Annotated in this window: 6 protein-coding genes; 5 read left to right on the plus strand and 1 reads right to left on the minus strand. The window is 64.7% G+C overall.

All coding sequences use genetic code 11. From position 1 onward, the window contains the following. Positions 1-174: 174 nt before the first annotated feature. Complete coding sequence (locus tag ACXMYJ_RS27550) at positions 175-3,006, plus strand: hypothetical protein (protein ID WP_460359381.1); 2,832 nt, start codon at positions 175-177, stop codon at positions 3,004-3,006. A gap of 53 nt (positions 3,007-3,059) precedes the next feature. Beyond that, positions 3,060-4,559, plus strand: coding sequence for a class I adenylate-forming enzyme family protein (locus tag ACXMYJ_RS27555; protein ID WP_460359382.1), 1,500 nt, complete (start codon positions 3,060-3,062; stop codon positions 4,557-4,559). A gap of 1 nt (position 4,560) precedes the next feature. Here ACXMYJ_RS27555 and ACXMYJ_RS27560 read toward each other — a convergent pair whose 3' ends face one another. Next, positions 4,561-4,986 carry a pyridoxamine 5'-phosphate oxidase family protein gene (locus ACXMYJ_RS27560; protein WP_460359383.1) on the minus strand — a complete coding sequence of 142 codons (426 nt, stop codon included), beginning with the start codon at positions 4,984-4,986 and terminating at the stop codon, positions 4,561-4,563. 67 nt (positions 4,987-5,053) lie between these two features. On the opposite strand from ACXMYJ_RS27560, the gene ACXMYJ_RS27565 reads away from it, so the two are divergent. The 3 genes from ACXMYJ_RS27565 to ACXMYJ_RS27575 form a co-directional block, all read left to right on the plus strand. After that, entirely contained in the window at positions 5,054-6,046 is a 993-nt protein-coding gene (locus tag ACXMYJ_RS27565; RefSeq protein ID WP_460359384.1) for an LLM class F420-dependent oxidoreductase, read from the plus strand. A 718-nt stretch (positions 6,047-6,764) separates the two neighbouring features. Then, a complete protein-coding gene (locus ACXMYJ_RS27570) occupies positions 6,765-10,340 on the plus strand; it encodes a hypothetical protein (protein ID WP_460359385.1) in 3,576 nt (1,191 codons plus the stop codon). Positions 10,341-10,491: 151 nt separating this feature from the next. Beyond that, positions 10,492-12,904: Ig-like domain-containing protein (locus ACXMYJ_RS27575; protein ID WP_460359386.1), on the plus strand; the 2,413-nt coding region annotated here is incomplete at its 3' end.

The raw sequence follows: 12,904 nt of genomic DNA on the forward strand, positions 1-12,904 counted from the left end.
ATTCCGACGAGCAAAGGACCCAGGAGCACCGGCGAGACGCAACGCCGGAACCCCAGGCCGCCCACGTCAGAACCGCCCACCCACGCCACGAAAAGACCTCAACTACCCGCCACGTGAAAGATCGAGGTTAGCGGGTCTGCGTCGGTGGCGGTGTATCAGGAGTTGTTGCAATCGGTGACGTTGACTTCGACGGGTGCGGGCCTGAAGTCGGTCAGCTTCGCCGTGGTTGATGGTGAGGGTAATGCCAGTTCGGTGCCGGCGGGCACGGTGGTCACGGTGGTCGGGTTGCCTTCCGAGGTGGCGCCGTTGGTGGTGGTGTCGCCGGTGGCCACCGGGACGGTGGGGTCACCGATCACGGTCAGTCCGATTGTGGTGATCACGGATCTGGACTCTGATCAGATCAGTTCAGCCGCAGTCACGATCAACGATCCGGCCGCCGGTGATGTGCTCGCTTGGGGCAGTGTGCCGACAGGTGTGGATGCTCACTACGCCGACGGGGTCCTCACGTTCACCGGCAACGCCTCGGTAGAGGTCTACCAGCAGTTGTTGCAGTCGGTGACGTTGACCTCGACAAGCCCAGGCCTGAAGTCGGTCAGCTTCGCCGTGACCGACGCGCAGGGCAACACGAGTACGGTGCCGGCGGGCACGGTGGTGACAGTGGTCGGTCTGGTGACCGAGGTGGCGCCGTTGGTGGTGGTCTCGCCGGTGGCCACTGGGACTGCGGGATCGCCGATCACGGTGAGCCCGATCGTGGTCATCACCGACCTGGACTCTGATGAGATTGCGTCGGCCGCAGTCATTATCAACGATCCAGCAGGCGACGATGTGCTCGCTTGGGGCGCCGTGCCGGAGGGCATCTCCGCGGCGTACTCCGGCGGCGTCCTCACGTTCACCGGATCTGCGTCGGTCGACGTCTATCAGCAGCTGTTGCAATCGGTGACGCTGACCTCGACCGGTGCGGGATTGAAGTCCGTGTCATTCACGGTGACCGATGACCAGAGCAAGACAAGCCTTGTCGCGGGGACAGCGGTCACCGTCCTCGGACTGCTGACCGTGGCCACCCCGGTGTTACTGACGTCGGTGGTCAGCGTGTCCTACACCGCGGGTACGTCCGGTGTCTCGATCGATCCTGGTCTGATCCTGCTCGACGCCGATTCGGAAACCATGACTGGCGCCACGGTGACGATCGCCAATCCCGCGGCCGGCGACGTCTTGACGTACGGCGGACTACCCGAAGGTGTCACCGCCACCTACGACCAGGGCGTGTTGACCTTCGTCGGCGGGGCCACGGTCAGCGAATACCAGCAGATCCTACGGTCGGTGAAGTTCTCCAGTGAGTCGTCGGCACTGGCAACCATCAAGTCCGTCTCGGTGCAGATCACCGATGACCAGGGACGCGCGAGTATCCCGGGGACAGTGGCGGTGACCGTCCTCTCGGTACCCGTTCTCGCCAAGCCCGTGGTCGTGACGTCACTGGCCAATGTCGTTTACACAGCCGGCAACTCGGGCATCCAGGTCGACTCCGGTCTGCTGCTGCTCGATGCGGATTCGGCGACGATGTCGGGGGCTGTGGTGTCGATAATCGGCGGCGCCTCAGCAGGCGAGAGTCTCAGTTGGACATCGCAGGAGGGTATCACCGGAACCTACACCGATGGCGTCCTGACGTTCGAGGGCACCGCGTCGGCCGCCGCGTACGAGCAGCTGTTGCGGTCCGTGACCTTCTCGACGACGGGTGACGCGCTGGCGTCGATCAAGAGCATCTCGTTCGTCGTCACCGACAGCCAGGGCAACACGAGCGCACCGGGCTTGGTCGCGATCACCATCGTCAAGGCGCCGCTGAAGATCGCGCCGCTGGTGACCACATCGCCGGCCAACGTGTCCTACACCGCGGGATCCGGTGCCATCACTGTGGATCCACTGGTCAGCATTCTTGACCTCGACTCGACCGCTCTGCAGGGCGCGACAATCAGGATCTCCGGAGGATTCGCAACCGGCGACATGCTGAGCTTCACCGCGCCTCAGGGAATCACCGGTACCTACGACAGCGCGACCGGGACGCTGACGCTCACCGGAACGGCGAGCATCGCCCTGTATGAGCAGGCGCTGCGATCGGTGCAGCTGTCGACAGGGGCGGCGGCCCTCGCCACGTTGAAGACCGTGTCCTTCAACGTCACCGACGCCGAAGGGACGTCGGGGCTGCTTCCGGCGAATGTGGTGGTGACCGTGGTGGCTGCACCCGTCAATCTGTCGCCTCTGGTGACCACGCTGCTGGGGCCCATCTACACTGCGGGAAACAGTGCGGTGCAGGTGAATCCATTGCTGACGGTGATCGATCTGGATTCGTCGACCATGTCGGGGGCCGTCGTTCAGATCACCGGCGACTTCGCGGCGGGCGACATGCTCGGTTTCAGCCCGGTGGGTGACATCACCGGCAGTTACGACAGTGCCACCGGCGTCCTGACCTTGTCGGGTGCGGGCAGCACACTGCAGTACCAGCAGGTGCTGCAGTCGGTGACGTTCTCGACCAGCGCCACCGCTCCGACGGCCGTCAAGACAGTCACGTTCACGATCACCGACGCCCAGGGCGGCACGAGCCTGCCGGCCACGGCACTGGTGACGGTGAGGGCCAACAGCAGCCCCGTCCTCAGTGCGCCTCTGGGTGGGGGCCTGGTGCTACTCGGTCTTCCGCTGCTCAGCCCGCTGGCCGTGATCACCGACGACTCCGAGTACCTTCAGGAGGCCTACGTGCAGATCGTGGACAAGCGTGCCGGCGACAGTCTGGTATGGGATGCCCCGGCGCATATCCAGGCCTCCTTCTCGGGTGACACGCTGACTCTGGTAGGCCAGGCCACCGTCGCCGAGTACCAGGCGTTGATCCGGTCGATCAGAATCAGCAAGGAGTTCTCGGTGCTGCCGACCTCGCGCACGATCAGGATGCAGGTGCGGGATGTCCACGGGCTGTGGAGCAACATCGAGGAGAACTCGTCGCTGTTCCTGCTCGCATAGCGACGTCGCGATCAGGCTCAGAGGCTGTTGACTCGCGGCCTCGGTGATCCACAATGGGCACCGTGACCGATGGGTTTACCGAAAGGTTCGCGGCAGCGCTGAACGGCTATGCCGAGGAACAGTGCATCGAGTTCGAGGGTCGGTGGTATTCGGGCAGAGAGGTCGCGTCCTACGGTGAGCGCATTGCGGCGCTGCTGCGGGATGCCGGTGTCGCCGATGACGCGCCGGTGGGGTTGATCGTCCGCAACCGTCTGCATCATGCCGCAACCATCGCCGGGTTCCTGGCCACCGGGCGCACCGTCGCGATGATCTATTCGTTTCAATCCCCTGAGTCGATCGCGAGTGACATCGACACGCTGAACCTGGCGGCGGTGGTCGGCGATCCGCAGGACTGGAATGCGCCCGTCGTAGCCGCGGCCGCTCGCATCGGCTCTGCGGGGCTGGCGATCTCGTTGGGGGATCCGCGCGTGGTTGGGGTGGACGGTCTCAACCGCTGCGACAGTTCGCGCCCTCATGCACCGGCTGAGCCGGGCGTCGCGCTGAAGATCCTCACCAGCGGAACCACTGGCCCGCCCAAGAGGCAGTCGATCCGTTTCGACGTGCTGGAGCGCACCGTCTTCAGCGTGACGGCCGGTGAGAAGGCGTCCGCAGGTGCACCGCCGGAGTTCGCGTACTGGCAGTTCGGCGGGATCGGGGTATGCCAGCTGATCGCGGGCCTCTACAACGGGCGGCGCATCGCGATGTTGGAACGCTTCACCGTCGAGGGCTGGGTCGACGCGGTGCGGCGGCACCGCGTGACCCGGTCCGGGGTGCAGCCCGCGGTCATCCGGATGCTTCTCGATGCCGACGTGCCCAGAGAGCATCTCCGGTCGCTGGAGTTCTTGATCAGTGCCTCGGGGCCCTTGGATCCCGAAACCCGCGACGAGTTCGAGCAGAAGTACCAGATTCCGATCCGGTTGGCGTATGGGGCAACGGAATTCGCGGGTTCGTTGTGTGCGTGGACGCCCGACGAGTTGGCAAAGTTCGGCAAGGAGAAACGCAACAGCGTGGGGCGGGCGTTGCCGGACACGACGTTGCGGGTAGTCGACCCCGACAGCGGCCATGAGCTGCCGACCGGGCAGCACGGCCTGCTTGAGGCCAAGGTCGCCCCGATCGGACTTGACTGGATCAGAACGACCGATATCGCCAGCATCGACGAGGACGGCTTCGTCTTCCTGCACGGCCGGGCCGACGGCGCCATCAACAGAGGCGGATTCAAGGTGCTGCCCGAAGCGGTGAGGCGGGTCCTGATCTCCCATCCCGGCGTGCGGGATGCATGTGTGGTCGGCGTGCCGGACGCCCGCCTTGGCCAAGTGCCGTTCGCCGCCATCGAGGTAGCGGCCGGTGCCCCAGTTCCGACCGAGGGCGAGCTCAAAGACCTTGTCCGGCAGGAACTTCCGGTCTACGCCGTGCCGGTTGCATTCACTGTCGTCGACGCGTTACCACGTAACGAAGCGTTAAAGGTGAGCCTGCCCGCCGTCGCTGCGCTCTACCCCGGTGCTGTGTGCCGCTGAGTCAGACACTGCCGAGATCCGCCGACAGCCAGTGTCTGGGCTCGACGAAAACAGCGACGCTGGGGCCGTGTTCGCGCCGGGCGAACTCGAGATAGCCGTCGACCTTCTCGGGTGGCAAGTACCGCTTGGTGACCTCGACCAAATGCTCGTCGGTCCCAGGCTCGATCCGAAGGACTGGCCCGTCGACGGCGACGTAACGCACCGTGGGCTCCACTCGGTCGACCATCAGCGAGACGTGGCCACTGGACTCGATCAGTCGGTGCTTGCGCGAGCCGGCGCCGGTCGTGAACCACAGGTCACCACCCGGCGTGTACTGGTACCAGATGGGCACGGTCAGCGGGCCGCGTCCGTCTCCGGCGGCAACGGACAGCGCGGCGACGTGCGGCTCGGCGAGGAACTGTTGGCGTTCATTTTTGGAAAGGGCCATGAATCGCACGGTACTCACCGGCGGTGACTACCGGGTGCCCTTGGCTGTGGGGCTTAGAGTCGGGTGCATGCGTTTCGGTATCTTCATCCCGCAGGGCTGGCGACTCGACCTGGTTGGAATCGAACCGCGCGATCAGTGGCAGGTGATGCGTGACCTCGCGGCCTACGTCGATGACGGTGACGTCTGGGACTCGCTGTGGGTGTATGACCACTTCCACACCGTTCCCGTGCCTACCTCCGAAGCCACCCACGAAGCGTGGACGCTGATGTCGGCCTATGCGGCCACCACGTCGCGGATCAAGCTCGGACAGATGTGTACGGCCATGAGTTATCGAAATCCCGCCTATCTCGCCAAGGTCGCTGCCACCGCTGACGTCATCTCCGGCGGGCGCATCCAGATGGGTATCGGCGGCGGATGGTACGAGCACGAATGGCGCGCATACGGTTATGGCTTCCCTTCGGCGGGGGTGCGGCTGGCGCGCCTCGACGAGGGCGTGCAGATCATGCGAGACGCCTGGCGTGACGGCGCGGTGTCCTTCAACGGCAAGCACTACCAAACCGACGGCGCCATTGTGGCCCCGCGCCCTCTGCAGCAGGGCGGGATCCCGTTGTGGATCGCCGGCGGCGGGGAGAAGGTCACCCTCCGCATCGCGGCGAAGTACGCGCAATACACCAATTTCACGTCTGAGCCCGACGGGTTCGCCCGCAAGTCACAGGTGCTCGCCGACCACTGTCACGACGTCGGCACCGATTTCGAGAACATCGTGCGTTCGGTGAACATCAACGTCGTTGTCGGTGATTCCGAGGCAGACGTCGAGGATCGGCTGTCACGGGTGCGCTCACGGATCAGCGGTTTGGCAGGGGAGCCGGCCGCCGATGCCATGCTGAGCTCGATGAGCACTCCCCAGGCCGGCAGCGGAACCCCCGAGCAGCTGGTCGAAGCGCTGCGGAATCTCCGTGACTTGGGCTGCGAGTACGTGATCTGCTATTTCCCGGAAGCCGCCTATGACCGCTCCGGGATCGAGCTTTTCGAGCGGCAGGTTATCCCGGCGCTCGGGTAGGGCGTATCACGCCGACGCGTTAAGGGCCGGCCAGGCGGTGCCGCGGCCCGCATCTGTCGACGGCCGCGGCGTGCGACGAAGGCAAATACTGACGCTCCCGCCGCATTCTTTGGTTCATATCGAGACTTCGACGTCTCCGTGATCGGCCCGGGTATCGCCACTGCGCGGTGGCGTTAGCGGCCCGAGGGGACTTCCTCAACGGCATCCGTCGATCCGAGCAACGTCGTACGCCAACCGAGCCGCTGTCGAGTGGTGGCGGGCAGCCACTGTTGGCCAGGAGCCGCCGCAGTGCGGTGTACGGCTAAGGCCTGGCTAAGTGCAGGTCGGTGACGTCGACTGCTGCAGGTGTCAGTTCTGCTTCTGTACGGAACTTTCTTCTAGGCAAATTTGCTCGCAGCTGCTAGCGTACCGACGTGAACTGGGTCGTTGCTGATGCAACCAACGCAGGATATGTTGCTCGGAACTTGCATTCGAAAACAATTTGGCAAATTTCGTTATCGGGGTCACGTTATTGCCTTAAGCTCACCCGTAGCTGGGCGTGCGCTGGACGTCGAGGCGCACGCCCAGCAAACCAAGTGCAGCTGTAGCTGGATGGTCGGGGAGATGCGGGTGTGCGCATTCAGGAGTGGCGGCGGTGAAGCTTCGCGCGAGCTGAGCCTTGTTCTGCCGCCGCACCCGAATGACCGGGGAGACGCGGTTTCAGCAACGGAGGACGAAGATGTGTGCAAACCCAGCCCGCCATAGCACGGTTCGGCGGCAGCAGCCGGACTTCTGGACCGTCGGGGACATGGTCGACGGCGGCGGGCGCGGAGGTTCCCCCCGGCACGCACGGAAGACGTCACTGAAGTACGCCGGCCCCATCGGACGGGTCGGAGCTCTTGCGGTCTCACTCGGAGTCGGGCTGGCCGTCGCGAACTCCGCGGGCGTGGCCTTCGCGGACACTGACGCCGACTCGTCGGCGTCGAGCACCGGAAACGAATCAGGATCTGCCGGCCCGTCCGTCACAACGGACCCCGCGGAGACGACACAGGACGGACCCGCTACCGACGCGGCCGAGGACGAAGAAGACGCCGATGACGAGGCCGGCGACTCCGAAACCGACGACCCCGAGCTCGACGACGCGCCGGAGCCAGATGACGATGCGGAACTGGACTCGGATCCGGAGCTGACGGCAGAGGATGCCGACGATGACGCGTCGGTGACCCCTGACGATCCCGACAGAACCCCCGTGTCGGCTCCGGATACGGAGGTGTCGGCGCCGCCGCGTCCCTCCTCGGGGAGCGGCGAGGAGAACGAGCTGGTCGTCGACCCGGTCGAGGCCGTGGATTCCGCCGTGCCGGAACAGGCTTCGGCCCCTGAAACCGAGGTGGTGCCGATCTCCGGCGCCGGGGCAGCGTCGACTTCTGCCGCCGTGGAGGAAAGCAACGAGTCGGTCAGCTTCATGACAGCCCTCGTATCCAATGTGGTGGCGCCGTTGGCTGATCCGGATGCACCGGCGCCCGCCCCGTGGCTGGACGCGCTGCTCGCATGGGTGCGCCGCCAGATCAATCACACGTTCTTCAACAAGTCACCGGTCTACGGCCCGATCACCAACGAACAGATCTTCACCGGCCAATTGTTGATCGACCTGCATGCCTCGGACCCCAACGCCGATCCGCTGACCTACGACATCATCCAGCCCGAACACGGTTGGGTGTTCCGGGACGTTCTCACCGGCCGTTTCGTCTACACGCCTTACGAACTCGTCGCCGGCGACCCTCTGGTGGACAGTTTCAAGGTCGTGATTCGCGACGACTCAGAACACCTCACCGGCGCTTTGGGTGGGATCCAGAATTTGCTCCACGGAGTGGCCCGCCTGTTCGGTCTCGCCCAGGCGGACAACGTCACCGTCACCGTGCCGGTGTACGTCGATCCCGTCATCCAGCTGCCGCCGCTGATCACCCCCGTGGCGGGGCTCGGCTACACGCTCGGTGCTGACCCAGTGAAGCTCGTGTCGTCCGTGCTGGTCGCCGACGGGGATTCAGATCGCCTCGCTGAGGTGATCATCAAGATCGCCACGCTGGCCCAGCAAGGGGACCTGCTGGCCTACGCGGGAATCGAGGGCAATCCGATTACCGCGTCCTGGGACGCGCAGACCAACACCCTGACCCTCAGTGGTGTCGCGACGAAGGCGCAGTACAAGCAGGCGATCGAGGCCGTGACGTTCTCGGCGACACAGGGCGCATTGCTGGTGCGCGGCGTGACGATCTCGGCGACTGACGAACACGGTGTAGACAACCTCGCACCGGGATTCGTCACTGTCGGAGTCTGGCCTGAGATCAAGCTGCCTCCGTTGGTGACAGCGCTGCCCGGACTCGGTCACACAATCGGCGACGACCCGACCAAGCTGGTGTCGGCGGTCGACATCGCTGACGGCGACTCGGACTTCCTGTCCAAGCTGGTCCTCACGATCGCCACGTTGGCCCAATCCGGCGACGAGCTGGGTTATGTTGCGCCGTCGGATAATCCGATCCTGGGATCGTGGGATGCGGAGTCCAGGACGCTGACCCTGTACGGGGTCGCGACCAAGGCACAGTACGAGGAAGCGCTGAAGGCCGTCACGTTCTCGGCTACCCAGGGTGCGCTGCTGGTGCGCGGCGTCACGATCTCGGCCACCGACGCCGACGGAGTGGACAACCTCACGCCGGGATTCGTCACAGTCGCGGTGTTGCCGGCGGTCCAGCTGCCGCCGCTGGTGACACCCCTTCCAGGACTGGGCTACACGCTCGGTGAAGATCCGGTCAAGCTCGTGTCGGCGGTCGACATCGCCGACGCCGATTCGGACTTCCTGTCGAAACTCATCCTCAAGATCGCCACGCTGGCCCAAGACGGTGACGTCCTCGGTTACGTAGCGCCGTCCGGCAATCCGGTCGTCGGCTCGTGGGACCCCGACACCAGGACGCTCACCCTTTCCGGGGTGGCGACCAAGGCGCAGTACGAGGAAGCGTTGAAGGCCGTGACTTTCTCCGCGACGCAAGGTGCGTTGCTGGTCCGCGGGGTGACCATCTCGGCCACTGACGAAGACGGCGTGGAGAACCTCGCGCCGGGGTTGGTCACGGTCGGGGTCTGGTTCGCAACGCAGCTGCCCCCGTTGGTGACCCCGATCGGCGCACCGACCTTCACGCTCGGGTCCACCCCGGTCAAGGTGGTCACGGCAGTCGACATCGCTGACGGGGACTCCGATTATCTATCGGAGGCCGTGCTGAAGATCGCACTACTGGGTCAATCCGGCGATCTGTTGAACTACACAGCGCCCAACGGCAATCCGATCACCGGCTCCTGGAATGCCGCGACGAGGACGCTGACGCTGTCGGGCGTGGCCACCAAGGCGCAGTATGAGGAGGCGCTCAAGGCGGTGACGTTCTCGGCGACCCAGGGTGTGGGCATCGTGCGCACCATCACCATCGATGTCACCGACGACAGCGGAGTGCAGAGTCTCACCTCCGGAGTGATCCTCGCTGGTGCGCGGTGGTCTCTGCCGCCGTTGGTCACACCAGTCGGAGTGCCCACCCACACGCTCGGCGCCACCCCGGTGCGGTTGGTATCCGGAGTGGACATCGCCGACGGGGATTCGGCATTCCTGTCCAAGGCTGTGCTGAAGATCGCGCTCCTCGGCCAGACCGGTGACGCACTCGGGTACCTTGCAGCGCAAGGCAGCCCGATCACCGGTTCCTGGAATGCCGCGACGAGGACGTTGACCCTGTCGGGCGTGGCTACCAAGGCGCAGTATGAGGAGGCGCTCAAGGCGGTGACTTTCTCGGCGACCCAGGGTGTGGGCATCGTGCGTACCGTCACCATCGATGTCACCGACGACACCGGGGTGCAGAGCCTGACGTCCGGGATTGTTCTCGCCGGCGCCAGAAATCCGTTGCCGCCCTTGGTAACGCCGTTCGGTGGAAGGTCGTACACGATCGGCAAGCAGCCGGTGCGTCCCGTCTCGGCTGTGGACATCGTCGACGCCGACTCGGACTACCTGACGCGCGCGACCCTGGAAGTCACGCTCTTCGGCCGTTCCGGAGACGTCCTGCAATTCAGCGGGCTGGACGGAGTGCCGATCACCGGCACATATGACGCGGGCAATAGAACGCTGACGCTGACGGGGACCGCCACCAAGGCCCAGTACGAGGCGGCCCTGAAGGCAGTCACATTCACCGCGACCATCGGTGGTTGGACCACAAGGACTTTGGTGGTCAGAGTCACCGATGACGCGGGTGTGCAGAGCGCAGCAGGCCTGCTCACGCTGTCGGTTTGGTGATCGAAACCTCTTCCGTCAGGTAGCCAGCCGGGCTCACGGCCGGTTACCGGCGGACGGGGCGCGTCGTCACGGCGCGCCGGCACGGTCCTCGTGACCGTCGAAACAGCGTTCCCGCTGGGACCGCTGCAAGTGGCAAGACGAAGGACTGCGTATGTGTGCAAACCCGGCCCGTCACCGCGCTCAGCGCAAGGGAGAGTCTTTTGTCGGCGCCGGATTCTGGGCCGCGGGAGAGTTGCTGGAGTCGACGGGTGCGGCCGGCTCTGCCCGGCATGCACGCCGAGGACCGTCCAAGTATGCCCTCCACATAGGACGGGTCGGTGCGCTGGCGGTTTCGCTGGGCGTCGGGCTGGCGGTCGCCAACGCCAACGCAGCTGTCGCATACGCAGATAGCGAATCGGATGCGGCAGTCTCCGGCGCCAAGTCTGAATCCGCGTCACCGCACGAGACACCGCCGGCGCAGGACGAAGCAGACGGTGCCGCCGACGACGACGAAGACTCCGGTGCGAGCCGCGATGAGCCTGGAACAGAAGAACCCGATCGCGAGCAGGAGGTCGATCCGCCCGCCGACGACCCGGATGCGGAACCTGTGGATGACGAAGACGACGAAACCACGTCACCCGAAAACTCCGGCGGGACCGCCGATACCGAGACACCGGCAGACAAACCTGCCGTCGAGCCGACAGTGCCTACTCGCGACTTTGACGAGACGGACGCTATACGCGATGAGCCGATCGACGACTCCATCGGCGAGCCCGTCGACGACACTGTGGTCGACGAAGCAGGTGAAGACGATTCCGCGGCCGTCGGCGATGTCGCGGTGGTCGATGTCGTCCGCCCGGTCGCCGAACCTGTGGAACGCGCGGCGGCAGCCTCTAAGGACGACATTGAAACCGTCGACATCGTCTCCACTCTGGTGTCGACTGTGGTGTCGCCGTTCGCCAATCCGAATGCGCCTGCACCGGTGCCCTGGTTCGACGCGTTATTGGCCTGGGTGCGTCGCCAGATCACCCACACGTTTTCCAACAAGACTCCCGTGTACGGCCCCATCACGGTCGAACGAATCTTCACTGGCCAGTACTTCATCGATCTGAACGCGACCGACCCCAACGGCGACCCGCTCACATACGAGATCATCCAGCCGAAGAACGGACTTGTGGTCAGAGATCTGATCACCGGGAAGTTCGTTTACACACCGACAACCGTCGTCACCGGAGCGCCGCTGCAGGACACGTTCCAGGTCGTCATCAGGGACGACTCCGAACACCTCACCGGCGCGTTAGGGTCTATTCAGAAGTTGCTCCACGGTGTGGCAAGGCTCTTCGGCCTCGCACAAAAGGACAACGTGACCGTCACCATCCCGATCACGCTCGACCCGATCGTGCAGCTACCTCCCACGGTGGTCACCGCCGGGCTTCCGGTGTTCAAGCTGGGGAACTCGCCGGTCAAGGTACTGTCGTCGGCGATCATCACAGACGCCGACTCAGACCAGATCTCCCAGGCCACGATCAGGATCGCGACGTCGGGTCAAGACGGCGACGTCCTCGCCTACGCACCTCCGACGGGCAGTCCCATCACGGCGACGTGGGACGCGGCGACGAAGACTTTGACTTTGTTCGGACTCGCGACAGCCGACCAGTACGAGCAAGCGTTGCTGGGCGTCACTTTCACCGCGACCAAGGGCGGACTGCCTCGCGGCGTCGCGATCACGGTCACCGATGACACCGACAAGCAGAGTTTGGTTCCGGGTGCTGCGGTGGTGACGGTGATCGGGTTGCCGCCGGCCATCACGGTGGGTGGTTTGCCGATTTTCCGGCTGGGTGGTGCCCCGGTGAAGGTCGTGTCGTCGGTGAGCATTCTCGATGGCGATTCGCAGAATCTGTCCAAGGCGACGCTGACGGTTGGTTTGGGTTACAAGTCCGGGGATGTGCTGAATTTCAGCGGTATTGACGGCAATCCGATCACCGCGAGCTGGGATGCGGCCACCCGCACGTTGACGCTCTCGGGTGTGGCCACGATTGAGCAGTACGAGACGGCGATCAAGGCGGTCACCTTCACTGCGACCGAGGGTGGACTGTCTCGGACGGTGTCGGTGTCGGTGACCGATGACACCGATAAGGAGAGTTTGGTTCCGGGTGCTGCGGTGGTGACGGTGATCGGGTTGCCGCCGGCCATCACGGTGGGTGGGTTGCCGATTTTCCGGTTGGGTGGTGCCCCGGTGAAGGTCGTGTCCTCGGTGAGCATCCTCGATGGCGATTCGGACAACCTGTCCAAGGCGACGTTGACCATTGGTGGTCTGTCGTATCGCTCCGGGGATGTGCTGAGCTTCAGCGGTATTGACGGCAACCCGATCACCGCCTCGTGGGATGCGGCAACCAGGACTCTCACCTTGTCCGGGGTGGCGTCGATTGAGCAGTACGAGGCCGCGATCAAGGCGGTGACCTTCACTGCCACTGAGGGTGGGTTGTCGCGTTCGATCACGGTGTCGGTGGTCGATGACACCGACAAAGAGAGCCTGGTCCCGGGTGCTGCGGTGGTGACGGTGATCGGGTTGCCGCCGGCCATCA

The sequence above is a fragment of the Mycobacterium sp. ZZG genome, from assembly GCF_054786995.1.

Coding starts and splice junctions, on each gene's coding strand:
- ACXMYJ_RS27565 (WP_460359384.1), top strand. CDS start 5,054: ATGCGTTTCGGTATCTTCATCCCGCAGGGCTGGCGACTCGACCTGGTT.
- ACXMYJ_RS27560 (WP_460359383.1), bottom strand. CDS start 4,986: ATGGCCCTTTCCAAAAATGAACGCCAACAGTTCCTCGCCGAGCCGCAC.
- ACXMYJ_RS27570 (WP_460359385.1), top strand. CDS start 6,765: ATGTGTGCAAACCCAGCCCGCCATAGCACGGTTCGGCGGCAGCAGCCG.
- ACXMYJ_RS27555 (WP_460359382.1), top strand. CDS start 3,060: ATGGGCACCGTGACCGATGGGTTTACCGAAAGGTTCGCGGCAGCGCTG.